Source organism: Mesorhizobium sp. M0189 (genome assembly GCF_040322135.1).
GTDB lineage: Bacteria > Pseudomonadota > Alphaproteobacteria > Rhizobiales > Rhizobiaceae > Mesorhizobium.
This window is the reverse complement of sequence record NZ_JAMYSW010000015.1, coordinates 17,272-39,664: the sequence shown is the minus strand read 5'-3', so window position 1 is coordinate 39,664 and position 22,393 is coordinate 17,272. Positions and strand designations below refer to the sequence as shown.

Below are 22,393 nucleotides of genomic sequence, written 5' to 3'. Positions count from 1 at the left end.
TACTGCTGTGTTGGCCGCGGTTCGGACGAGTGGGCTTTCTCTAGCAGTCGCCAGCGGCGATCCAGTCCGGACACTTCGGTGCTTCCGCCGCCCGCAATGCGCTCAGAAATCCATATCCATGTCGTGATGATGATGCTCGTGACCGGGAAGCTCCGGCGGCGGCGGGCCAGGCACTTCGGCCACCATGACTTCCGTTGTAAGGAGAAGACCCGCAACCGAGGCCGCGCCCTGGAGCGCCGTTCGCACCACCTTGGCCGGGTCGATGATGCCCTTTGACACCAGATCCCCGTACACGCCCGATTGGGCATCGTAGCCATAGGCGTTGTCGTCGTTTTCGAGGATCCCGGCGATGACGACCGAGCCTTCCAGGCCGGCATTGATCGCGATCTGCCGAGCCGGCCAGGTGATCGCCTTCCTGACGATCGCGATGCCGACCTGCTGGTCCTCGTTGCCGCCCTTGAGCTTCTTAAGCGCCCTGCCGGCGCGCAGCAAGGCGACCCCGCCGCCCGGGAGAATGCCCTCTGCGACCGCGGCTCTTGTCGCGTTCATCGCGTCATCGATGCGATCCTTCTTTTCCCTGACCTCGACTTCGGTGGCACCGCCGACCCGGATCACGGCGACGCCACCGGCGAGCCTGGCCAGCCGCTCCTGGAGCTCCTCGCGGTCGTAATCGGAGGTGGTTTCCGCAAGCTCGAGCTTGATCTCAGCGATGCGGGCCTCGATGCTTGCCCGCTTGCCGGCGCCGCCGACGATCGTGGTGTTTGCCTTGTCGATCATCACCTTCTTGGTGCGCCCGAGCATATCGAGGGAAGCATGCTCGAGCTTGATGCCCAAATCCTCCGAGATCACCGTTCCGCCGGCCATCAGCGCGAGATCCTGCAGCATCGCCTTGCGGCGGTTTCCGTAGGCCGGCGCCTTGACTGCTGCAACCTTGAGAGCGCCGCGCAACTTGTTGACCACCAGCGCCGCAATCACCTCACGCTCGACATCCTCGGCGATGATGAGCAGCGGCTTGCCGGCCTGCACCACCTTCTCCAGCAGCGGCAGTATTTCGTTCAGGCTGGACAGTTTCTTCTCACTGATGAGGACATAGGCATCCTGCATCTCGACCCGCATCTTTGCGCGATTGGTGATGAAATGGGGCGAGATGTAGCCGCGGTCGAACTGCATGCCCTCGACGAATTCGAGTTCGGTTTCGAGCGACGTCCCGTCCTCGACAGTGATCAGGCCGTCATTGCCGACCCTCTTCATGGCGTCGGCTAGGCAGCGGCCAATCTCCCTATCGCCGTTGGCCGAGATGGTGCCGACTTGCGCAATTTCGATGTTCGAGGTGACCTTCGTGGCGTTGTTCTTGAGTTCCGCGACGACGGCTTCGACCGCGAGATCGATGCCGCGCTTCAGGTCCATGGGATTCATGCCGGCGGCCACCGCCTTGGCGCCCTCCCGGACGATCGCATGCGCGATCACGACGGCGGTGGTCGTGCCGTCGCCGGCCTGATAGGAAGTTCTTGTTGCGATCTCGCGCACCATCTGGGCGCCCATGTTCTCGAACTTGTTGTCGAGTTCGATTTCTCTGGCGACGGTCACGCCGTCCTTCGTGACCCGCGGCGCGCCGTGCTCCCTACCGATCGCGACGTTGCGCCCTAGCGGGCCAAGCGTGACGCTCACCGCATTCGCCAGGGTGTCAATGCCGCGCAGCATTCTGTCGCGAGCCTCGAACGAGAACATGATTTCCTTGGCAGCCATTTCCTTGATCCTTAAGACCCAATTTTCGGGAACGGCGACGCCTCATTCGGCCGCTCAGGCGAGATTGTCCCGTGGCAGCCCGAGCCGGTTCCAGACATCGAACAGAGCTGCCGCGAGCCGATCAATCATGATGTCCTCATGACAGGGTGTCGGCGTGATGCGCAGCCGCTCAGTTCCCTTCGCCACGGTCGGATAATTGATCGGCTGGATATAGATGCCGTGCTCGCTCAGGAGCAGGTCGCTCGCCGCTTTGCAATGCGCCGGATCGCCGACAGCCACCGGAACGATATGGGTGTCGCCCAGGATGACCGGCAGCGCAGCGGCCCCTAGCGCCGCCTTGACCCGCCGGACGCGGTCCTGCTGGCGCTTGCGCTCCCACTGCGAGGCTTTCAGATGCCTGATCGCCGCTGTGGCCGCGGCGCAGATCGCCGGCGGCAACGCGGCGGTGAAGATGAAACCCGGAGCATAGGAACGAATCGCATCGATCAGCACAGCACTTCCCGTGATATAGCCGCCGAGGCAGCCGAAAGCCTTGGCGAGCGTGCCTTCGATCACATCGATCCGGTTCATGGCGCCGTCGCGCGCAGCGATGCCGGCGCCGCGGGGGCCGTAAATGCCCACAGCATGGACCTCGTCGAGATAGGTCATTGCGCCGTAACGATCGGCGATGTCGCAAATGCGATTGATTGGCGCGACGTCGCCGCCCATCGAATAGAGACTTTCGAAGACGATGAGTTTTGGCCGATCCGGACCCGCCGCCTTCAACAATTCCTCGAGATGATCGACGTCGTTATGGCGGAAGATGCTCTTCTCCTTACCGGACTGGCGGATGCCCTCGATCATCGAATTGTGGTTGAGCGCATCGGACAGGATCAGACAACCGGGGATCAGCTTGGCGATGGTCGAGATGCCAGTCTGGTTCGAAACATAGCCGGACGTGAGGACCAGTGCCGCCTCCTTGCCGTGGAGATCGGCAAGCTCGCCCTCGAGCTCTACGCGCGGATGGCTGGTGCCGGAGATATTGCGCGTCCCGCCGGCCCCCGTTCCCAGGCGGGTAGCAGTCTCCACCATGGCGGCGACCACCTTTGGGTGTTGCCCCATCCCGAGATAGTCGTTGGAGCACCAGATCACGACGTCCTTCGGTCCACGCGGGGAATGCCACACGGCATTGGGAAAGCGTCCGGCGATGCGCTCCAGGTCCGCGAACACACGGTAGCGCCATTCCCCCTGCAGACGCGCGATCGCATCCGCAAAGAAACCGTCATAACTCGTAATGCCTGGCTCCAAGATACCGCCTTGCCCATCGGCCGTATCGCCCGCATCTCCGGTCATCGGAGGTCCAAATCGTCGCGGCGCAATGACGTTCTTTACGCCGCCAGATTTGCCGGTGTGCAACGCTGTGGGTTCCGCCATCGCCGATTCCCCTGCTTGCATACGAATTATGTCGAAGCGCGATCCACGCCGATCCCGCTCGCATCGTTCCTCACGACCCGCGTTCAGGAAGGTCGAAGTTGAGCTGCAACATTCGCGCTATGTTTATCAGAATCGTCTCGCAGACCTTATCTTGATTAGGATCCAGATATTTGACAGTCCAGTTTGCCCCGTTCTCCTTGGTTTCGAGCCGCTGAATCACAAAATCGGTGACGTCCCCGCATCCCGGCTCCTTATGAAGATCCGCGAGGATCAATGCCTTAAGCTCCGAAGCTTCCTTTGTATGTCTTTGCATGGCCGCTCTCCTTCCGGAAGACAACTTTCTATGGATCGATCAACTGCATAATCGTGATCTGCGTCATCCCAGGGATCGTGTCATCGCACCAGTTCACCCAACCTAGCGGCAATGCCGCTGCTTGGTGTGTCAGAGTCTAGCCCCTCCACGAATTGCCCCTGTGGGTTCATGATGTAGATGTAGGTGCCGTGATCCATTAGGTAGTCGTCACCGCCCGCTTCGCCCTGGCGCGCCACGCCGTAGGCGCCATATGCCTCCGAAACCGCAGCGATTTGTTGTGCGCTGCCGGTCAGCCCTACGATGCGCGGATCGAACGCCGCGGTAAAGCTTCCCATCACCTCAGGCGTGTCGCGTTCGGGATCGACGGTGATGAAGAGCGGTTGCAGTTTTGCGGCGTCGGGGCCGAGTTCCTCAATCGCCGCGGCGATTTCGGACAGAGTCGTCGGACAGATGTCGGGACAAGACGTATAGCCGAAGAAAACCAGCAGCCATTTGCCGCGATAAGTCTCATCGGTGACCGTCGTTCCGTCCGGCGCCGTGAGCGTGAATGGGCCACCGACCGTCACAGGCGCCGTGTCAGCTCGCACGAGCGGTTGGCAGATCGACAGGGCCGCTGCGAATATGATGCAGAAGAGGGGATGCGGACCGTAGGCCCAGGGGCGGAGGAGTCGATGCCGTCGCTTCATCAAGGACCTCCGGCACTTCGAGAATGACGCGCCAAAACCCCCGCGTGTGTTTGTGATTAACAAACTCGCCTAAACCAACCCACTTTATCATATTTTGTTGCTGGATGGCTAGACATGGCACTGGTTTGGCTCTATTTTTGAGAGTTGCCCCTCATCTCTCTTGAAGGAGGTGGCTTTTATGATGATTCGCGAATTGATGAGCGGACTAGCGGCGATCTCTTTCGTTGCGATAATGTCCGCGTCTGCGCAAGCCTACGAAGTGGGTCCGGTCACGGGAGGCGGAACGATCGAGGGTACGATCGTCTACCGCGGCGACGTGCCGACAACAAAGATCATCCCCACCAAGAATATCGAGGTGTGCGGCGACCCCCGCGAGGAGCCGCTGATCGAAGTCGGCAGCGATCAGGCCGTGCTGAACGCGGCGGTGCAGCTGGTCGACGTGGCACAGGGAAAGGCCTGGCCGCAGCCCGGAAAGCTGCCTGAACTTAACAACCTCAAATGTCGCTTTGAGCCCGCGGTGCAGATGATACCGGCCGGTTCGTTGGAGGTGGTCAACAGCGACCCAGTGCTCCACAACACCCACGGCTATTATGGCAAGCGCACCGCCTTCAACCTGGCGCTGCCCAATAAGGGCCAGCGCATACCGGTCGAACTGAAGCGTGCCGGCACTGTCCGCATCGATTGCGACGCGCATGGCTGGATGGAGGGCTGGGTCTATGTGGTGGACAATCCCTACTACGCGGTCACCGGCGCCGATGGCAAATTCAGCATAACCGATGTTCCGCCGGGGGACTACAAGCTCGTGGCGATCCATCCCTTCACCGGGCCCATCGAGCAGCCCGTCACGGTAGAGGAGAATAAGGCCACCAGTCTGACGATTGAACTGAAAAAATAACAAAATGGGCGACCCACTGATTCAACAGGGTCGCGTTCCTGCGAGAAGACCGACGCTTTAAGAAACGGTCTGCACTGAGGAGGAACCCTGATGTCTGACGAGCTTGACCGCATTCGGCGCGAAATGCATGCGGTGCTGCAGCAGCCTGGCGTACGCCCCGACGACTCGCTCCAAATCACCCGCCGCACCTTCATTCACAGATCGCTGCTGTTCGGCGCTGCTTCCGTCGGCCAGACCTTCGCGTGGTGGCCGCTGCTCAACACCATCGACGTCGCTCACGCCGCCGAAGCGCCCTTCAAGTTTGCCTGGATTTCGGACACCCATCTCTACGAGAGATCCCTCAACACGCGCTTCGTCGACAAGGTGGTGCGCGCCGTGCAAGAGGTCCAGGCCATGGATCCGCCGGCCGACTTCCTGATCTTCGGCGGCGACCTGGCCCAGCTCGGAAAGATCGAGGAACTTGAGCTTGGCGTTGAGCTCCTCAAGGATCTGACGATCAAGAAATACTACATCCCGGGCGAGCATGACTGGTATCTGGATATGGGCCAGAAGTGGGGCGAGTTGTTCGGCCAACCCAACTGGACCTTCGATCACAAGGGCGTGCGCTTCATTGGGCTCGATACGGTCAGCCGGGGACCGGACTACTGGACAGCGAAGAAGATGACGCCAGAGGAGCGCATGGGCCATATGGCTACCCTCGACGGCACGGTTGCCGGCGCGTGGGCCGGCGTCGGCCGCGACCAGCTCGACTGGATGCAGAAGACACTCGCCGACTGGGATAAGTCCAAACCGATCGTCATCTTCAGCCATAATCCGCTGTACGAGTACTACCCGCCCTGGAACTTCTGGGTGCGCGACTGGCGCGAAGTGAATGACGTGCTGAAGCCTTATACCAAGGTCACCAACATCCACGGTCACGTGCACCAGGTGCTCTACAACGAGATCGGCAGCATGCGCTCGATCGGCATGCTGGCGACCTCCTGGCCGTGGCCGTATGCGCCGGAAGGCTTGCCCAAGCTTACCAAGCCGATGATCCGTGTCGATCCGGGCGATCCCTTCGACGGGGTCGGTTGGGAAACCGTGAACGTCAACGCCGACGATAAGGTCGATGTCGAGTACATCATGTGGGGCCGCAAGGAGGTGTTCGTCCAGTCGCCGGAGGACCACGACAAGAGCATTGCGGAGGTCATACGGTCACGCATCGCCGACAAACAGTACCCATGGGCAAATCCATAACGGTGGTGGCTATGATAAACACATCGACATTCCTCTGCATTCTGAGGCGTTCCATCGTCGCCGGAGCAGTCGTCGCAGCTGCCGTCGTCGGGCCGGCCAGTGCCAACAAGGATCCGGTAACGCCAAAGCAGCTGAAACTCTATCAAGAAGCGTTCATGGAGGAGGTCAGGAAAGGAGACCTCCTGTTCCATGGTGATGCGGCGATGAAGGAGCAGTTGGGCGTCAAGCTGTCGACCACCGGGTGGGCCTGCGCCATGTGCCATCCGATGGCCTCCGATACCCACCCGCAGGCGTTCCCGAAGTTCCAGGCGTCGATGGCCAAGTTCGCGACACTGCGCGACATGATCAACTGGTGCATCGAGAAACCGAGCCAGGGCGAGAAGATCGATCCCGAATCGGAGGCGATGAAGGCGCTCGAGGCGTACATCACCTGGTCGAACAGCGGCTCGGTGTTGGTGCCAGGCAAATACTAGTCTCGTCGATAGCCGGGGCACCGGCTTCAGGGAGCGCGAAGCGAGTCCGCCATCGGAGTGACACCTCGATGGGGAACGGTGGGCTTAAAGCAGTCGTGCGGCCCTTGAACCGCGCGGGGAGGGCCATGCGTTGGCAGAGACTGCGATGGAGTTGCGCGGCAAGTTCGCGAATGTGGACCTGGATGCGCTGGTCGACAAACGGGTCGTGCGGACCTGGCTTTATTTCGGCATGTTCTGGCTGATGGTGACGCCATCCGTCGGCGTCATGATCTCGGGCACCTTCAACTACCCCGACTATCTCGGATCGGGGAACCTCGAGCTCACCTTCGGCCGGCTGCGCCCGGTCCACGTCAACGGTGTCATCTTCGGCGCCTTCTCGACGCTTTTCATCGGCCTTTGCTACTATCTCGTGCCGCGTCTGTCGGGGGTGCGGGTGATATGGTCGGAGTGGTCGGTTCTTCTCGCATGGGTCTGGAACGTCGCAACGCTTGCCGGTTTGGTCGGCTTGCTGCTCGGCGACAGTGACGGTTTGGAAGCCGGAGAGCTTCCGCTCTACGCGAAGGTCGCATTCTTCATCGTGGTGGCTGTTGCTACCGCGCAGTTCCTGATCACGATCAGTCGAAGGCTGGAGCCGGCGATCTATGTCGCGCTATGGTACCTGATCGCCACTTTCGTGTGGACGACGATGAACTTCGTGCTTGGAAGCTTCATCCTGCCATACACGATCTCGGGCATCAACAGCGCCGCCTTCCATGGCCTCTATCTCCACTACATCGTCGGGCTGTGGATAACGCCCGCGGGCTACGTGATCATCTACTATTTCCTGCCGGTCAGCGCGCGAAATCCGCTCTATGCCCATAAGCTCTCGCTGGTAGGCTTCTGGTCCCTGGCACTGTTCTACCCGTTCGTCGGCATCCACCATTACCTCTACAGCCCGATCGCGGACTGGGCCGAGACCTTGGCCGTCGTCACGTCGATGCTGCTGATCATTCCGGTGTGGACGGTGCTGGTGAACTTCTTCGGCACCATGATGGGCAGGTGGCATGAGTTCGGCAGGAACTTGCCGGCGAAGTTCCTGATCATGGGCTCGCTCATGTATCTCGTCGGCTGCTTCCAGGGCTCGACCGAGGCGCTGCGGCAGCTGCAGCAGCCGACCCATTTCACCGATTTCGTCATCTCGCATTCGCATCTCACCGTGTTCGGCACCTTCGTCGTCTGGGCGATGGGGGGCCTCCTCTATACTTGGCCGCGGCTGTTCGGGCGCGAACTCTGGTCCTTCAAGCTCGGCAACTGGTCGTTCTGGCTGATCACCGTCGGCATCACGACCATGGGCCTGGTCCTCACAGCCGGCGGGCTGCAGCAGGGTTATCAATGGATGAATGGGGTCGAATGGCTCGACTCGCTCGTCTGGGTGAAGCCCTACTGGCTGGCGCGGACCCTGGCAGGCATCAGCATGGATATCGGTATGTCGCTGCTGGTGGTGAATCTGATGCTGACCGCACTGACCAGCCCGGCGGCTGAGGCGCGACGCGCCCGCGGGCCGGTGGAGGCGCCTATCCCGGCCCCGGCGGGAGGGCCCGCGCAGTGAACGTTCGCTTCTTCGCGCTGTTCGCCGGCGTCTTCTGCATCACCCTTGCGGTGATCACGCAGGGCGTGCTGCCCTTCGTGGAGCCGTCCTCGCGAACTACGCGCGTGACCTCGGTGGTGCGCACGGATTTCGGCCAGCTGAAATGGACGGTTTCAGAAGCGACGGACTACACCGAGCAGCAGCGTCGCGGCCGCAACATTTACCTGCGCGAAGGCTGCTGGTACTGCCATTCGCAATTCGTGCGGCCGGTGACCGGCGAGATCCGCCGCTGGGGACCGGTCAGCGAGGCGGGCGAATACGCCTATGACGTGCCGCACCTGTTAGGCACACGCCGGATCGGACCGGACCTGACGCGCGTCGGCCTGAAATACAGCGACGAATGGCACCTGGCGCACTTCTACAATCCGCGGATGCTGGTGCCGGACTCGATAATGGCGCCGTATCGCGGCCTCTTCCACGAGCCCGATGCAGCCGTCCGTATCGTTGACGACGGCGCTGGCAATCGGACCCTGGAAAGGACAGAGGTCACCAAAGGCCTGTTCGACTTCGACAGCAAGCAAGCGATCCAGCTGACGCCCAATGCGTACGGGTTGCTGTTCGTGCCGCTGAAGGCGCGCGAAAGAAAGCCGATCATCCTGACGCCGAACGACGAATACACAGGCGAAACCGTCAGCATCGCGGCGGAGACGGAATCGCTGGCGGCGCTTGTTTCCTACGTCCAGAAGCTCGGCACGAACCGGGGTAAATGGCGCGATCTTTTCGAGCCGCAAAGCCTGGAGGTCATGGATGCGACGATGCCGCGCTCCGAGGAATGGATTGCTTATGGCAAGGAAGTCTATGAGCGCCGCTGCATCGGTTGCCACGGTGCCAAAGGCGACGGCAACGGGCCGGCCGCCACCTTTATGTTTAACCAGCGGCCCAGGAATTTCACGTCCGCAGTCTTCAAGTTCAGATTGACAAAGGAGCCCCTGCCCACGGACGGCGACATGCTGCGCACCATTACTCGCGGCATCCGCGGCACGGCAATGCCCCCTTGGTACGAACTGCCGCTCAACGATCGCCTGGCGGTGATCCAGTACATTAAATATGAGCTAGCGGTTGACCGTTCCAATCCCGCCAGTCCTTACGCTTTCTTCGTCGAGGAACCGCCTGGCCCACCGTTGTATATCGGGCGCCCGCCGACCCCGTCCCAGACGATGCTGGACCGTGGCAAGGAGGTTTGGCAGGTGGCGAAGTGCTGGGAGTGCCACGGCCAAGCTGGCAAGGGCGACGGCGAGAAGGCGGCGGGCCTTAAGGATGATATCGGGTTCGCCACCGTGCCGGCCGACCTCACCAGCGGCCAGTTCAAGTCTGGCCCGGCCGTCGAAGACATCTTCCGGACGATAACTACCGGCCTCAGCGGCACGCCGATGCCGTCCTATCGGGATGCCTTTCCGGACGAGGACCGGTGGGCGCTTTCCTATTTCGTGGTGGCGCTTTCCGCCTATAAAGACCCGCTCTCGCTGCAGCCGCTGTCGATCAAGAAGGAGACCCGCGCGGCGCTGAACGATCTGAAACTGGTCGCTGACAAGCCGGAGCGAGCCTATGTGCCCGATCCGTCGGTGCCGGCGTCCGGCCCGCCAGCTCCGCCTGGCGAGGAACAGGCGCCCACCGGAGGTTAGCGCATGCTCGGTTTTGAAGTCACCGGACCCTATGCGGGCGCCATGCTGATGAGCCTGGCGGCCCTGTTCTTGTTCATCTGGGGCGTCCTATCCGGCGCGTTGAGCGGCACCGATAAAGCCGCCAACGGGTTTTTTGAAAGGGAAATGGAGAATGAGCGATCTGCAGAGCAGCGATCCGGAGAGCCCGACGCATCCGGAACTGGATGTGCGTCAAAGCTCGCACCCTGAACTGGAGGACTATGCCGGCGGCCTGATACAGGCGCGTGTGGGATTCATTCCGCTATGGCTTCTCGTCGTCTACGTGCTGCTGTTCGCCTGGGGGCTGTACTACATGTATGTTTATTGGGGCGGGCTCGGGCCCGGCCGTCTGTTCTAAGTAGACGGTCGCAAGGGCTAGCAAGACAGGAGTGATGGAGACGATGATAGCCAAAATTCTCCTTGGGGTCGCCGCATTGAACCTCCTTTTCCTGTGCTTCGAGGTGGCGATAAACGTGCTTCGTCTTTATTTCGGCTGACATAGGAGCAGCGGATGCTACATGATACCGTCTTCAAGCTTGCTGACGCCGGCTTGCCGCAGATGCTTGGCTTCCTCATCTATGGCGGCTGCACCGTCGGCTTTATCCTCTTTCTTTTGTATCTTGTGCGGCAATAGCGCCGCGTCCGCGCCACTGCGCAAACGCCAATGATGTACTACCTCGTGATCTTCGCCGCTGGATTTGCAGGCAGCTTTCATTGCATCGGCATGTGCGGCGGCTTTGCCTGCGCGCTGGGCCGCGATCAGCGAGGGGGAGGCGCAACCGTCCTTCGCCACCTGCTCTATAATACCGGCCGATTGACAACCTATTGCTTTCTGGGCGGGCTCGCGGGCGCGATCGGTCAGGTCATCTGCACCACGCAAGGGCTAACGGCGGCGCCGCTCTTGAACGGCTCCCTCGACATCGCCCAACGAATTCTCGCGATCGTCGCTGGCCTGCTCATGATTGCCATGGCGTTGCAGTTCTTCGGCTTGCTGCAGGTCTTTCATCGCCTTGCGATCGGATTTGGCGGCAGCACATTTGCATTGTCCCTGCGCGGTCTGTTGACGGCCCGGAGCAGCGCCGCACCGCTCGCCTTTGGCGTTTTCAACGGCTTCCTGCCATGTCCCTTGGTCTATGCCTTCGCCGCTCAGGCGGCGAGCACCGCCGGAGCGCTTCCCGGGTTTCTCGTCATGGCATCGTTCGGACTGGGAACCTTCCCCGCGATGTTGATGATGGGCGGCGTTGGCCGGATACTCGGGCCAGCCTGGCGGCGGCGCGGCGTGCGGCTGGCTGGTGGCTTTATTCTTTTGCTCGGTCTCATCACGCTCGGCCGTGGTCTCCTGCCTTCCGACGCGCATATCGGCCTTGCCTGGCCGGGCGGGCATCCCGCATGACTGCGCATGGCGATATCCTCTGTAGCCATTGTTCGCTCCCCGTCGGTCTGCGCCCGATGGAGCGCAGGCTCAACGGTGAGGCTTGCGCGTTCTGCTGCTACGGCTGTTGTATCGCCTTTCAGGTGAAGAGCGGCAGACACGAAGAGTGGGAAGCCGCCTGGCTTCTGATCCAGCTCGGCGTCGGAGGCTTTCTCTCCATGAATATCATGATGTTCAGCCTCCTCCTCTATTCGGACGCGTTCACCGGCGTCGATGCGGGCGTGCTGCCGTGGATTCACTTTTTGCTCTGGATCTTCGCCACGCCGGCGGTGGTGATTCTCGGCGGACCCTATCTGCGCGACATGTGGCTCAATGGCATTCAGGGACGAGTGACGTCGTCGGCACTCATCGTGCTTGGCGTCGCTGCCGCTTACCTCTATTCGGCATTTGCCGTGTTCGAGGGCAGCACGCATGTCTATTTCGACACCGCCGTGATGGTGCTGATGCTATTCACAGTTGGCCGCTATCTCGAGGCTGTTGGCCGCGCCAGGGCGGCGCGCGACCTCGAACCTCTTCTGGCCGCAGAAAGCGAGAGCGCGACCGCGGTCGATGGCGCGGCAGAGATCCGCCGTCCGGTGCGGGAGGTGACGGCCGGCATGCTGGTGCGGGTCCGGCCAGGCGAGCGCATTCCGGTCGACGGCGTGGTTGTCGAGGGGGAATCGAACACCGATGAAGCCGTGATTACCGGAGAAAGCCGGCAAGTGACAAAGCGCGCCGGCTCCAAGGTGATTGCCGGCAGTATCAATATCGACGGCCCGCTCCTGATCCAAAGCAGCGGTGACGGAACCGCAACCCGCTGGGCACGGATTTGCCGGTCGGTGCGCGAAGCGCTGGGCCGTCGCAGTCCAACCCAGCGCCTTGCCGATCGCGTCGTTGGCGTGTCCGTGCCGCTCGTCCTCGCCCTCGGCGGGCTGACGATCGTTTACTGGGCCCAGTCATTGCCGTTCGATCGGGCGTTGCTGATTGGCCTCTCGGTGCTGGTGGTTGCCTGTCCTTGTGCAGTCGGCCTCGCTGCTCCGATGGCGATATCGCTCGGCATCGGCCGGCTGGCGCGGCACGGCTGCCTCGTCCGCGACCCCGGCGTGCTCGAGACCCTGGCGCGTGTACGGTTGCTCGCCTTCGACAAGACCGGCACTCTGACGGCGGGCAAAGCGCGTCTCGTCGGCGTCGACCGCGAGGAGGTCGGCATCGACGAAGTACTGGCGCGCGCCGCCGGTCTGGAGCGCCATTCCGAGCATGGTCTGGCGCGGGCCATCGCGGCAGCCGCCGCTCAGCGGGGCATCACGCCGCTCGTCACCCGCGAGGTCCGGATGGTTCCCGGCCGTGGCATCCGCGGCAGCGCCGAAGGCCGGCCCGTGGCGGCAGGGAACGGCAGATTGATGAATGATCTGGGCTGGCCGCTTCCCCCGTCGCTGGCCGAGCGTGCGCGGTCGCTGGAGGCGAGCGGTCATTCGGTGGTCTATGTCGGTTGGGGCGAGCGGGTTCACGCCGTGCTGTCGCTCGATGATTCGCCGCTTCCCGAGGCGCAGGCCGCGATCGCGGCCCTGCGTGAGCGCGGGCTCGACGCCACGCTGTTGACCGGCGACTTGGCGCAAGCGGCGGAGCGGATCGCGGCCCTGGTCGGGATCAAGGACGTCCAAGCGGGCCTTTCGCCGGAGGCCAAACGGCTGGCCCTGGATCGGCTCCGCCATGACCACGATGCGGTGGCAATGGTCGGCGATGGACTGAATGACGGGCCAGTTCTGGCCGCCGCAGATGTCGGTATTGCCGTCGGCTCCGCCACCGATCTCGCCCGCGAGACTGCGGCGCTCGTGCTGCCTGCGGACGGATTGTGGATGCTGCCCTGGATCGTCGACGTGGCCCGCGCGGTGCGCAGGACCATCTTGACCAACCTTATGTGGGCGTTCGGTTACAATCTCGTCGCCCTGACGTTCGCAGCATTCGGACTTCTGCAGCCAATCCTTGCGGCGGCGGTCATGGCCGGCTCGAGCATCCTCGTGGTGGTGAATTCGCTGCGGCTGGAGCGGCTGCCCGATCCTGTTGCAACGCTGATCCCGGAGCAACGATCCGGCGCCGAGGCGGAGCGCGCCCAGAATGGTGCCGGCATTTCCGCAATGGCCGGCCCGGCCGTCGAGCGGAGTTGAGTTTCGTTTCAGCCAAACACGTCGTGCGTGAAGGCGTCGTACCAGCCTTCCGCCGCGCGCGCTGCCTGCCGGCGGACCTCGGAGCTTTCCTCGACCTTGCTGACGAAGCTGATGACGCTCTTGAGCTTTCCGTCGACGGGCTTGAAGCTGATGGCGTTGCTGAACGCATCGTCGGGGGCGAGATAGGTGTAGCAGGTGTTGAACAAATGCGCCGGGAAACGCGCTGATCCGGTGAGATCGGCCGCGATGGCAAAGGCGCAGGCTTTGGCCTGGCTGTTGGCGCAGAAGGCGGATTTCGGCATATCCCCGCCGATGATCGCGTCGCCGACCAGATGGACGCCGGGCTGCAGCGCCGATTCGAAGGTGACCGGATCGACCGGACACCAGCCCGACTGATTGGCGAGCCCTGCCTGCTGCACCAAGCGCCCGGCCATTTGCGCCGGGATGACATTGGCCACCGCGGCCTTGAATGTTGCTCCCTCGGTGATCACCGACCGGGTCTTCGCGTCGATCGCCGTGACCCCGCCAGTGAACTGGGCCGGTAGCCATTCGATCATTCCCGGATAGTGGCGGTTCCAAGCGTCCTGGAACAGGTCCTGCGCGTTGAAGCTGTCTTTCGAATCGAGGATCAGAATTTTGGCCTTGGGTTTGCTGCGCTGGAAATAGGAGGCGATGAGCGAAGCGCGCTCATAGGGGGCGGGCGGACAGCGAAATGGATTCGGCGGGACGACGATGACGAATAGGCCGCCGTCCTCCATGCTTTCCAATTGCTGGCGCAACAGGCTGGTTTGCGGCCCTGCATTCCAGGCGTGCGGCATGATCTCCATCGCAGCTTCGTCATAGCCCCTAAGCGCCCGATCCCTGAATGCGATGCCTGGCGCAACAACGAGACGGTCGTAGCTGAGCTTCGAACCGTTGTTCAGCGCAACGGTTTTCGCCGCCGGGTGAATCGCTTCAGCGGACTCATGAATGACGGTGATGCCATATTGTTTTGCCAGCGCTTCATAACCATGACTGAGCGATTTGAACGGGCGGAGCCCGGCGAGATAGAGATTGCTGAAAAAGCAGGTCGTGTAGCTCTGTCGCGGTTCGACCAGGGTCACCTCGATAGCCGTGGCGCTGACGGCGAGATATCTGGCGACCGTTGCGCCGCCGATGCCGCCGCCGATCACGACGACACGCGCCTTGGCCTGGCCCCGCGCCTTCGGCTGGTTGAGCGCCGTTAGCAACGCTGCTCCAGTCAGGCGGCCGAACTCGCGACGCGTCCAGAATTTCATGGCGCGCTACTTTCCCTGCGCTGCGACATAGCGCGCGACGCTCGCGATCTCCTCGTCGCTGAGCGACAGCGCGATAGCGTGCATGATGTGATTTGGACTCTCGCTCGCCCGGTAGGCAAGCAGGGCGTTGGTGAGCCTCTCCTCACCAAGCCGGATGATGCTGGGAATGCCTGTGCCGCCGCCATCGAGGCGATGGCAGGACGCACAGGTCGCGGCGAGTTGAGCGCCTTGATCGGCCCCCGCCGCCGCGCCGGATTGGCTGACGAGAAGCACGAGGCCCGTGGCAATCGCAGATCTCGCGACGGGACGCATGCTGAATACCCGTCTGTTTCGGAGTTTTCCGGTCACGCTCCCACTCAACTTGTCACGCCATAACTCGCGCAGCTCGATTGCGTCGCCACCTCAACCGACCGTGAGCCGGTGCGACAACGTGTAGACGGCACCGCCGTCCTCCTCCCATACGAAATCGAGCCGGCCGCTCTCCGTCGCGCGCAGGGAAAATTCGAAGAACGGGTTAGCCGAAATCGCCTCGTGGAGATCGACGCTGAACACCACGGATTGGTTGTAGCGGCAGACAAACCTGTTGATGATCTTGCGCGGGATTACATTGCCTTGATCATCATGGCGCAGCCCTGTTTCCATCTCATGGCTGATGATGGTCTTGACCTGAAAAAACTCTCCCTTCGCCGCAGCGCTCGGCACGATCACGCGTGGTGTTGCGGTAGTCACTGTCTCTCTCCGTTCTCAGGCACAGCCATCTGTGGCGACACGGACCCACGTCGTGGTCATCAGCAAATTGCCGTCATTCATTTCGGCGACAGCGATGACATGCTGCGGTTTGGCAAGGCGGATGCGGGTCGACACGCGGGGCAGGCTGCGTTGGGGGACGAAATGGAAACTGGCGACTTCGATAAGCGGGTTCCGCGGCGCGAACACGCGCATTTGCCTCACATGGTCGGCCTCAGTCATGGGGCTGTCGATGTAAAGACTCATGGGCACGGTATAGCCGGTCGGGAAGTATGTCGGCATTATCAGGTGAAGGCGATCCGACACCGTGGCTGTCCGTCCGGTGAACTGTTCGACGAGATCCAGCGCTTCATCGTTCGCACGCGCGCTCTGCGGCGATAAGAGCGCGACTCCGGCAAACCCTGCACTCCCGGCGATCAACACATCCCGGCGCGTCAAGCTCATCATCCCGGTCTCCGCCTTTTTTGCGTCACTCCGAAGACACACATCAACAGCGGCAGGAGGCGGCGCAATCGGACACATCAGTGCGGCAGCTTTGAAGTTTAGCACCGCCAACCGCTGCGAGCAAATCTCTTAGAAGTGCCCAAGATCTCTTAGCCGCCCTCAAAACGGTCAAGACATTGCAGGAAAAGGACGCTCCTGCGTTTGTCGGATTTCTAAGCACGCTCTTGCCCGGCTATCAGACGCTCAAACTAACTGGAGCGCTCTGAACAGCGCCAGCGCAATGTCGGATTTACAAGCATGTGCGACATTCATGATAAGGCTGAAGAAGGACCGGTTAAGGTCATAAATTCCGGTTCCGGACTAATGGGTCGCACCGCACGATGTCGCGGCGTCGCCGAGCGATTTGGACCCACGCGCTGGCTCGTCTCAGTCTCGGCTAGTCCGACTAGAGATCAGGCGCACAACATTTCGGAGGACAACGTGCACCAGAAGCCGACATTGCACGTTGAAGGTCAGGTCAGCGTCTTGCTAGTGACCTTCAATTCAAGAAATGCCGAACTCTCGGTTGCTTATTATCCCCTGTCGCAAGAACGGGAATGCCCCTGAAGCCAGGTCATCGCCATTGCCACCAAACCGGGCGGGATTGGCGTCATTCATGGGCCTTGCGGCCATTATGCTATTAGGCCCGCGCTAAGGGCTGAGTTTCGCGGAACAAGCCGACGCATGGGTCCGTTTCCTGCGTGCCAAGAGCATCACGACTGCAGCTTGGTCGAGCTATAAAGCCTCGGTGTGCCACTGCACATGTGAGGCTTCGTTATGCGCGACGCTACTCATGCGCGGAGCCACTCATGGAAGAGTTCCTACTGTTCGCAGCCGTCGGGTTTCTGGCCCAGGCGGTCGATGGTGCTCTAGGGATGGCCTATGGCGTGATCTCTTCGACGGTGCTCCTCACCTTCGGGGTGCCACCGGCACAAGCATCAGCTTCAGTTCATGCTGCGGAATTGTTCACCACCGCCGCTTCCGGATCGGCTCATCTTTATCATCGCAACATCGATTGGAAACTGTTTTGGCGACTGATCCCCTTTGGTGTCGGCGGCGGTATGCTCGGCGCTTTCGTACTCACTTCGTTTGACGGAGATCAGGTCAAGCCATTCGTTACAGCATATCTCGCGGTTATTGGGAGCTGGTTACTATATCGGTCGTTTCATCGTATCCCCACCAACCCCGTGAAGCTGAAAATCGTGGCGCCGTTGGGCGCAACCGCCGGATTCCTGGACGCCGCAGGCGGTGGGGGCTGGGGTCCTGTTGCCACCACCGGTCTACTCGGCGCGGGTGGACAACCGCGATTCGTTATCGGCACGGTCAATGCGAGCGAGTTCCTGATTGCACTTTCAGTGTCGCTGAGCTTCCTCGCCACGATTGTAACCGGCCATTGGGAGCAAGCCGGCGAATTCCGCGACCTAACATCTGTTGCCGGACTGATCGTTGGAGGCGTTTTAGCGGCGCCGCTGGCGGGAAGGATGGTCAAGACATTGCGGGAGAGGACGCTCCTGCGGCTTGTGGGATTTCTGATCACGCTTTTGGCCGGCTACCAGACACTCGAACTAACTGGATTGCTCTGACCGTGAGACAGTCGAACGGAGGCAAGGAAATGAGCACTTCGACCAGGATCGGCATCGGAGCGGGCTGGCTGGGCGGCGCGATCGCCGGATTCATGCTCGATGCCGGTGTCGTCAAGCCACAAGATCTTGCCTTCTCCTATCGGCAGACGAGGCCCGACTGCGGCGGAAGCTCGCGCTGGATCGAGGTGACATGGATGACCACGCCCGAGCCTTGCTCCATCATCATTGGCAACAGGGCAGATCAAGCAGGGTTCATCGGCTTCGCGCGAGGATGATTTGGAACGACGGGAAGACCAAAGACGTTCGTGCATATTGCATCCGCTAGCCACAGGTCTAACGCTTGCTATTCTCAGTAGTTCGAGGCGTACCATGTTTCGCAACTCGGGCATCATTTCTCTGCCTCGCCCGCTTGAGCGTCGTGTGGACACTCTTGCCCAGTCGTTCATGCGCCAGCGGCTCGGATCTCAGATGGACTTCTCGACTCCGGAAGGCGAGCCGGCGCTGTTACCACCCAACTCGGTGTCCTGGCGCATTTTTAAGAACCCTGTTGCGCTGTTCATCGGCGGGGTAACGGCGGTGCTGCTCGAATTGGCAGAGCCGCGGGTTCGCGACGCCATTTGGCAGCACAGCAGCTTCCGCTCCCTCGCGCTCCGACGATTGCAGCGTACGGGCCTCGCTGCTTTGGTCACGGTCTACGGCCCCCGATCCAAGGCTAAGGCCATGATTGAAGATGTGGTCAGGATGCATGGGCGCGTTTCGGGTCGAACCAGCGAAGGCGAGCCATACCACGCCACCGACCCGGAGCTGCTGGACTGGGTGCAAGCGACGGCCGAGTTTGGTTTCATGGAGGCCTATCACGTCTATGTGCATCGTCTGCATTTTTTCGAACGGGACGCGATGTTTGCTGAGGCTCGCCCCGTGGCGCTTCTCTATGGTGCGGTCGGCGCGCCCACGTCTCAGGCCGAGCTTTACGCGCTGTTCGACGTGATGAGGCAAAGACTCGTCGCGTCGCCGATCGTGTCGGAGTTCCTGGAGATCATGGAAGAAGTTCCCGCCTTGCCGGGAGTTGCTCGACCCCTTCAGCGGCCGCTTCTGAAGGCGGCCGTCGAGATCCTACCCCAATGGGTCCGCAAGCGGTTGGAACTCGGCGACCGCTGGACCTTGAAGCCGTGGGAGCGTGCTGTTGTGAAGACGACGGGTGCAATCTGCGACAGCACCGTGCTTCATTCATCACCAGCCGTCCAGTCGTGCCGCCGCCTCGGCCTTTCCGAGAGCTATCTCTATCGCCGAACGGCATCCGAAAACCTACACAGAACCGGACAGTGTTCGTTCCTTGACTAAATGTCAGGCACGCGTCGTGATCGTGTCCCAGGGAGTGGTGTAGCTGACGGCTTGGTCGCCGCGCTCTCCGGCATGGGGCCGGGCTGATCAGCCTGCCACGGCTGGCAGGCTGATCAGAAGGATCATCGCTCATTTGGCTGATGGTTTCCAGCGTCATGTATCTGGCGCGCTGCACGGCCCATTCGTCGTTCTGTTCGAGCAGGATCGCGCCAACCAGGCGGACGATGGCGTCATCATTTGGGAAGATGCCGACGACCTCGGTGCGCCGCTTGATCTCGCCGTTGAGGCGCTCGATCGGGTTGGTCGAGTGCAGCTTGGCGCGGTGCTCCTTGGGGAAAGTCATGTAGGCAAGCACGTCGGGCTCGGCGTCGTCCATGATTGTCGCCAGCTTCGGCACCTTCGGCCGGATCTGGTCGGCGACGGCGCGCCATTGCGTGCTTGCGGCCCCGGGCGTTTCCTGGGCGAAGGCGGTGGCGATGAAAGCGGAGACGACGCGGCGCCCGCTCTTGCCGGCATGGGCCAGCACGTTCCTCATGAAGTGGACGCGGCACCTCTGCCATGTCGCGCACAGCACCTTGGTGACGGCCGCCTTGATACCTTCATGGGCATCGGAGACGACGAGCTTGACGCCGCGCAGGCCACGGCGGGTCAGCTTGCGCAGGAACTCCGTCCAGATCGGCTCGGCCTCAGACGTGCCGACCTCCATGCCCAGCACCTCGCGCTGGCCGTCCGCGTTGACGCCGACAGCGATGATGACGACGACCGAGACGATGCGGCCGCCGCGGCGCACCTTCAGGTAGGTGGCGTCGATCCACAGATATGGCCAGTCGCCCTCGATGGGACTTTCAAGGAACGCTTTGACCTTGCCGTCGATCTCTTCGCACAGCCGGCTGACCTGGCTTTTTGGAGATGCCGCTCATGCCCATGGCCTTGACCAGGTCGTCGACCGAGCGGGTCGAGATCCCCTGGACGTAGGCCTCCTGGATGACGGCGGTCAGCGCCTTCTCGGCCATGCGGCGCGGTTCGAGGAAACCGGGGAAGTAGGAGCCCTTCCTGAGCTTGGGGATGCGCAGCTCGACGGTGCCGGCGCGCGTGTCCCAGTCGCGCTCGCGATAGCCGTTGCGCTGGGCCGTGCGCAACGGGCTCTTCTCGCCATAGGCGGCGCCGGTGGCGGCGCCAACCTCCAGCTCCATCAGCCGCTCGGCGGCAAAGCCGATCATCTCGCGCAAGAGATCGGAATCCGGAGTCTTCTCCACGAGCGCGCGCAGGTTCATCATGTCGTCGGTCATCGATGGTTCCTTCGAATCAGGTTGGTGTCAGCAACCCGACCTTACCGGCGAACTGTCGATGACCACCGCAAAGCCGCTCGCTCGCTACAGCGCTATCGAGGGCGCGCCCGCGAGCGGCTTCGCTACCGCCGAGCTACACCACCTGTGGGGACGCGACCCGCGTCGTGCAGACGTTCAGCTTCTAGTTAACGCGTCTTGAAGGCACGAACTCGATAGCCCACTGGACGGCGGGGCGTGACGCAGGCCCGCCAAGCAGACGCGAACAAACTACCGGGCGGCTGCCGGCAACAGTGAAGCCGTCGTACCGTCAAAACCGGCATGGGCCGGCTCGTGGCCGGAGCCGCCGCCCGAGATGACCGTGTAGCCCTTCTCGGTGACTGTCAAAGTCACGATCCTGATCCGCGGGTCCAAAAGCGCCTCCAGCAGCTGAGCGGGGCCCGCCGGTGCGACAAGAATATGGCCGATAGAACCGACTATCCGAAGGCTCGTCTGTTCATCTTGACGACTGACAACTGTGTACAAACCATCTTGGGGAGCAAGCGCGTCCCGCGTGTCCGAACTCCGGAGCAGGCTGCAATCATGCCCCAATCGAGTTGTCCCGCGGCCAGGCAATCATCCGTATAGATTGCCTGATGGGCCCTGTGCCAGTTGCCGATACCGAGATGCACGATTCCGGGCGTCACACTCCGTCGATCGTACCGAGGAATTTGGACACCGGCTGATGCGAGCGCCAAATTGGCGTGAGAAAGACGATTTTCCATTGTATGCAGCTCAATCGAAATGGAGACCACCGTTCATATCGATAACCTCGCCCGTGATGAAACCGACTAGAGGAGACGCGAGGAATGAAACGGTGTGGGCGACTTCTTGAGGTTCGCAAAATCTCCCGACCGGGATTTGAGCAAGCTGGGCCGCGCGCTGTTCGTCGTTGAGCTGTTCGGAAACCATCGGCGACATTACGTAGGCGGGCGCAATTGCATTCGAGGTCACGCCCTGGCCAGCGGTCTCGCGGGCAATTGAAAAGGTCAGCCCGATCATCGCGCTCTTCGAAACTGAATACGCCGTCCCTGCGGTCAAGCCTCCGCTTTTGGCGGCATAGGAGGAGATATTGATCACCCGACCCCACCGTTTCGAGCGCATCCCTGGAAGAAATATCTGGGCGAGAAGGAATGCGGCTTCTACGTTGACTATGTTGACCCTTCGCCATTCCTCGATCGAGGTATCTGCCATTTTGTGGTTCGACAGAATGCCAGCATTGCATTATCAATCAGTGCAAACAATATATAATCCTGGCATCACTTTTGTGAAATTATCAGCTTTATTACTTACCTCTACTTTCCAATATGCTTTCTGCGTGGGTGAGCGCTTCAAAGGCACCAGGCTTAGGCCAAAACTCCTGGTCCTCAAGAATCGGGACTTGCGGCTAAGTGGCGTGACGCCAATAGTAGAAGAAGGCATCCTCGATAGTGGGTGTCGCGATGTAGCGGTCTAGCGACTTGAACCCCCGACATCTGCACCGGAACATTCTGCCGCATCTTACCCTGTCCGATTTGCAGGTCGCTACTCGCCTTTTCCGAACGAGCCGGCGAGGCAGCTTCCGCACCACGCAACATCTCTTATCTAGGGCAACACGATCTCTTCATTACCGGATGGTGCGGGATGTGGATTTGTTGTGCCAACTGCAATATGGCCCCGTTTATCGGGACTGAGGCTTGTCGAAACAGTCAACCGTCTGGATTTGATATCGTTGTGCTGTTTCGATGCCGACGTTGTCGAGGCCGCGTCTATGAAGAGTGACACGCTTTCGTACCCACCCCGCGGCCTCTCTCGTGAGGAAGCAGCGCGCTATGTCGGTGTCGGATCGACACTATTCGACGACATGGTTGCTGACGGCCGCATGCCGAGGCCTAAGCACGTCAACAGTCGCGCGATCTGGGATCGTGTGGCGCTCGATATCGCTTTCTCCGCCCTGCCAGACAAAGACAATGGTCTGCAACAACTATTGGAGCGGAGCAAACGAGAGCCGACAAGGAGATAAGCAACTACGCACATTGCGTATACGCTGCAG

23 protein-coding genes and 1 pseudogene are annotated in these 22,393 nt (G+C 61.3%); 13 read left to right on the top strand and 11 right to left on the bottom strand.

Going from position 1 to position 22,393, the window contains the following annotated elements:
• Positions 1–102: 102 nt before the first annotated feature.
• The 4 genes from groL to NKJ09_RS24035 all read right to left on the bottom strand — a co-directional run bounded on the left by groL (position 103) and on the right by NKJ09_RS24035 (position 4,158).
• Complete coding sequence (gene groL / locus NKJ09_RS24050; RefSeq protein ID WP_352494533.1) at positions 103–1,746, bottom strand: chaperonin GroEL; 1,644 nt, start codon at positions 1,744–1,746, stop codon at positions 103–105.
• A gap of 54 nt (positions 1,747–1,800) precedes the next feature.
• Positions 1,801–3,159, bottom strand: a complete 1,359-nt coding sequence (hemA, locus tag NKJ09_RS24045; protein WP_502901319.1) for a 5-aminolevulinate synthase — start codon at positions 3,157–3,159, stop codon at positions 1,801–1,803.
• 70 nt (positions 3,160–3,229) lie between these two features.
• Positions 3,230–3,472, bottom strand: a complete 243-nt coding sequence (locus tag NKJ09_RS24040) for a hypothetical protein (protein ID WP_023718664.1) — start codon at positions 3,470–3,472, stop codon at positions 3,230–3,232.
• An 80-nt stretch (positions 3,473–3,552) separates the two neighbouring features.
• Positions 3,553–4,158, bottom strand: coding sequence for an SCO family protein (locus tag NKJ09_RS24035; protein ID WP_023718665.1), 606 nt, complete (start codon positions 4,156–4,158; stop codon positions 3,553–3,555).
• Between the two features lie 196 nt (positions 4,159–4,354).
• On the opposite strand from NKJ09_RS24035, the gene NKJ09_RS24030 reads away from it, so the two are divergent.
• The 9 genes from NKJ09_RS24030 to NKJ09_RS23990 all read left to right on the top strand — a co-directional run bounded on the left by NKJ09_RS24030 (position 4,355) and on the right by NKJ09_RS23990 (position 13,605).
• The gene (locus NKJ09_RS24030; RefSeq protein ID WP_502897183.1) at positions 4,355–5,053 is read left to right on the top strand and encodes a carboxypeptidase regulatory-like domain-containing protein; all 699 of its coding nucleotides are present in this window, start codon (positions 4,355–4,357) and stop codon (positions 5,051–5,053) included.
• Between the two features lie 90 nt (positions 5,054–5,143).
• Positions 5,144–6,289 carry a metallophosphoesterase family protein gene (locus NKJ09_RS24025; RefSeq protein ID WP_023718667.1) on the top strand — a complete coding sequence of 382 codons (1,146 nt, stop codon included), beginning with the start codon at positions 5,144–5,146 and terminating at the stop codon, positions 6,287–6,289.
• Between the two features lie 11 nt (positions 6,290–6,300).
• Positions 6,301–6,762, top strand: a complete 462-nt coding sequence (locus tag NKJ09_RS24020; protein ID WP_023718668.1) for a c-type cytochrome — start codon at positions 6,301–6,303, stop codon at positions 6,760–6,762.
• A gap of 145 nt (positions 6,763–6,907) precedes the next feature.
• Positions 6,908–8,350 carry a cbb3-type cytochrome c oxidase subunit I gene (locus NKJ09_RS24015; RefSeq protein WP_023718669.1) on the top strand — a complete coding sequence of 481 codons (1,443 nt, stop codon included), beginning with the start codon at positions 6,908–6,910 and terminating at the stop codon, positions 8,348–8,350.
• Positions 8,347–10,011 (top strand): cbb3-type cytochrome c oxidase subunit II, encoded by a 1,665-nt coding sequence (locus tag NKJ09_RS24010; protein ID WP_023718670.1) that lies wholly within the window; start codon positions 8,347–8,349, stop codon positions 10,009–10,011. Before NKJ09_RS24015 ends, NKJ09_RS24010 begins: the two co-directional genes overlap by 4 nt.
• A gap of 151 nt (positions 10,012–10,162) precedes the next feature.
• Positions 10,163–10,387, top strand: a complete 225-nt coding sequence (locus tag NKJ09_RS24005) for a hypothetical protein (protein WP_023718671.1) — start codon at positions 10,163–10,165, stop codon at positions 10,385–10,387.
• A gap of 153 nt (positions 10,388–10,540) precedes the next feature.
• Positions 10,541–10,663, top strand: a complete 123-nt coding sequence (locus NKJ09_RS24000; protein WP_023718673.1) for a hypothetical protein — start codon at positions 10,541–10,543, stop codon at positions 10,661–10,663.
• A gap of 30 nt (positions 10,664–10,693) precedes the next feature.
• The gene (locus NKJ09_RS23995; protein ID WP_031193909.1) at positions 10,694–11,422 is read left to right on the top strand and encodes an urease accessory protein UreH domain-containing protein; all 729 of its coding nucleotides are present in this window, start codon (positions 10,694–10,696) and stop codon (positions 11,420–11,422) included.
• Between the two features lie 56 nt (positions 11,423–11,478).
• Entirely contained in the window at positions 11,479–13,605 is a 2,127-nt protein-coding gene (locus tag NKJ09_RS23990; protein ID WP_023718675.1) for a heavy metal translocating P-type ATPase, read from the top strand.
• Positions 13,606–13,613: 8 nt separating this feature from the next.
• Here NKJ09_RS23990 and NKJ09_RS23985 read toward each other — a convergent pair whose 3' ends face one another.
• The 4 genes from NKJ09_RS23985 to NKJ09_RS23970 form a co-directional block, all read right to left on the bottom strand.
• The gene (locus tag NKJ09_RS23985) at positions 13,614–14,882 is read right to left on the bottom strand and encodes an NAD(P)/FAD-dependent oxidoreductase (RefSeq protein WP_023718676.1); all 1,269 of its coding nucleotides are present in this window, start codon (positions 14,880–14,882) and stop codon (positions 13,614–13,616) included.
• A gap of 6 nt (positions 14,883–14,888) precedes the next feature.
• On the bottom strand, positions 14,889–15,194 hold the full coding sequence (locus NKJ09_RS23980; protein WP_023718677.1) for a c-type cytochrome: 306 nt from the start codon (positions 15,192–15,194) through the stop codon (positions 14,889–14,891).
• 90 nt (positions 15,195–15,284) lie between these two features.
• Positions 15,285–15,587 (bottom strand): thiosulfate oxidation carrier complex protein SoxZ, encoded by a 303-nt coding sequence (soxZ, locus tag NKJ09_RS23975; protein ID WP_084642623.1) that lies wholly within the window; start codon positions 15,585–15,587, stop codon positions 15,285–15,287.
• Between the two features lie 39 nt (positions 15,588–15,626).
• A complete protein-coding gene (locus NKJ09_RS23970; RefSeq protein WP_023718679.1) occupies positions 15,627–16,076 on the bottom strand; it encodes a thiosulfate oxidation carrier protein SoxY in 450 nt (149 codons plus the stop codon).
• Positions 16,077–16,921: 845 nt separating this feature from the next.
• On the opposite strand from NKJ09_RS23970, the gene NKJ09_RS23965 reads away from it, so the two are divergent.
• The 3 genes from NKJ09_RS23965 (at position 16,922) to NKJ09_RS23955 (ending at position 19,036) form a co-directional block, all read left to right on the top strand.
• The gene (locus NKJ09_RS23965; protein ID WP_023718680.1) at positions 16,922–17,695 is read left to right on the top strand and encodes a sulfite exporter TauE/SafE family protein; all 774 of its coding nucleotides are present in this window, start codon (positions 16,922–16,924) and stop codon (positions 17,693–17,695) included.
• A 29-nt stretch (positions 17,696–17,724) separates the two neighbouring features.
• Positions 17,725–17,970: a hypothetical protein gene (locus tag NKJ09_RS32530; RefSeq protein WP_023718681.1), complete on the top strand. Its 246-nt coding sequence runs from the start codon at positions 17,725–17,727 to the stop codon at positions 17,968–17,970.
• Positions 17,971–18,064: 94 nt separating this feature from the next.
• Positions 18,065–19,036 carry an oxygenase MpaB family protein gene (locus tag NKJ09_RS23955; RefSeq protein WP_023718682.1) on the top strand — a complete coding sequence of 324 codons (972 nt, stop codon included), beginning with the start codon at positions 18,065–18,067 and terminating at the stop codon, positions 19,034–19,036.
• An 87-nt stretch (positions 19,037–19,123) separates the two neighbouring features.
• Here the strand turns inward: NKJ09_RS23955 and NKJ09_RS23950 are convergent.
• The 3 genes and pseudogenes from NKJ09_RS23950 to NKJ09_RS23930 all read right to left on the bottom strand — a co-directional run bounded on the left by NKJ09_RS23950 (position 19,124) and on the right by NKJ09_RS23930 (position 21,570).
• Positions 19,124–20,325 (bottom strand): annotated as a pseudogene (locus NKJ09_RS23950) (IS256 family transposase).
• 267 nt (positions 20,326–20,592) lie between these two features.
• The gene (locus NKJ09_RS23945; RefSeq protein WP_352495923.1) at positions 20,593–20,715 is read right to left on the bottom strand and encodes a hypothetical protein; all 123 of its coding nucleotides are present in this window, start codon (positions 20,713–20,715) and stop codon (positions 20,593–20,595) included.
• Positions 20,716–21,096: 381 nt separating this feature from the next.
• Positions 21,097–21,570: an SDR family NAD(P)-dependent oxidoreductase gene (locus NKJ09_RS23930; protein ID WP_352495920.1), complete on the bottom strand. Its 474-nt coding sequence runs from the start codon at positions 21,568–21,570 to the stop codon at positions 21,097–21,099.
• 541 nt (positions 21,571–22,111) lie between these two features.
• Here NKJ09_RS23930 and NKJ09_RS23925 point away from each other — a divergent pair.
• The gene (locus tag NKJ09_RS23925; RefSeq protein ID WP_031193920.1) at positions 22,112–22,363 is read left to right on the top strand and encodes a hypothetical protein; all 252 of its coding nucleotides are present in this window, start codon (positions 22,112–22,114) and stop codon (positions 22,361–22,363) included.
• Positions 22,364–22,393: the final 30 nt, after the last annotated feature.

Coding starts and splice junctions, on each gene's coding strand:
- groL (WP_352494533.1), bottom strand. CDS start 1,746: ATGGCTGCCAAGGAAATCATGTTCTCGTTCGAGGCTCGCGACAGAATG.
- hemA (WP_502901319.1), bottom strand. CDS start 3,159: ATGGCGGAACCCACAGCGTTGCACACCGGCAAATCTGGCGGCGTAAAG.
- NKJ09_RS24040 (WP_023718664.1), bottom strand. CDS start 3,472: ATGCAAAGACATACAAAGGAAGCTTCGGAGCTTAAGGCATTGATCCTC.
- NKJ09_RS24035 (WP_023718665.1), bottom strand. CDS start 4,158: ATGAAGCGACGGCATCGACTCCTCCGCCCCTGGGCCTACGGTCCGCAT.
- NKJ09_RS24030 (WP_502897183.1), top strand. CDS start 4,355: ATGAGCGGACTAGCGGCGATCTCTTTCGTTGCGATAATGTCCGCGTCT.
- NKJ09_RS24025 (WP_023718667.1), top strand. CDS start 5,144: ATGTCTGACGAGCTTGACCGCATTCGGCGCGAAATGCATGCGGTGCTG.
- NKJ09_RS24020 (WP_023718668.1), top strand. CDS start 6,301: ATGATAAACACATCGACATTCCTCTGCATTCTGAGGCGTTCCATCGTC.
- NKJ09_RS24015 (WP_023718669.1), top strand. CDS start 6,908: ATGGAGTTGCGCGGCAAGTTCGCGAATGTGGACCTGGATGCGCTGGTC.
- NKJ09_RS24005 (WP_023718671.1), top strand. CDS start 10,163: ATGAGCGATCTGCAGAGCAGCGATCCGGAGAGCCCGACGCATCCGGAA.
- NKJ09_RS24000 (WP_023718673.1), top strand. CDS start 10,541: ATGCTACATGATACCGTCTTCAAGCTTGCTGACGCCGGCTTGCCGCAG.
- NKJ09_RS23995 (WP_031193909.1), top strand. CDS start 10,694: ATGATGTACTACCTCGTGATCTTCGCCGCTGGATTTGCAGGCAGCTTT.
- NKJ09_RS23990 (WP_023718675.1), top strand. CDS start 11,479: ATGGAGCGCAGGCTCAACGGTGAGGCTTGCGCGTTCTGCTGCTACGGC.
- NKJ09_RS23985 (WP_023718676.1), bottom strand. CDS start 14,882: ATGAAATTCTGGACGCGTCGCGAGTTCGGCCGCCTGACTGGAGCAGCG.
- NKJ09_RS23980 (WP_023718677.1), bottom strand. CDS start 15,194: ATGCGTCCCGTCGCGAGATCTGCGATTGCCACGGGCCTCGTGCTTCTC.
- NKJ09_RS23970 (WP_023718679.1), bottom strand. CDS start 16,076: ATGATGAGCTTGACGCGCCGGGATGTGTTGATCGCCGGGAGTGCAGGG.
- NKJ09_RS23965 (WP_023718680.1), top strand. CDS start 16,922: ATGGAAGAGTTCCTACTGTTCGCAGCCGTCGGGTTTCTGGCCCAGGCG.
- NKJ09_RS32530 (WP_023718681.1), top strand. CDS start 17,725: ATGAGCACTTCGACCAGGATCGGCATCGGAGCGGGCTGGCTGGGCGGC.
- NKJ09_RS23955 (WP_023718682.1), top strand. CDS start 18,065: ATGTTTCGCAACTCGGGCATCATTTCTCTGCCTCGCCCGCTTGAGCGT.
- NKJ09_RS23925 (WP_031193920.1), top strand. CDS start 22,112: ATGAAGAGTGACACGCTTTCGTACCCACCCCGCGGCCTCTCTCGTGAG.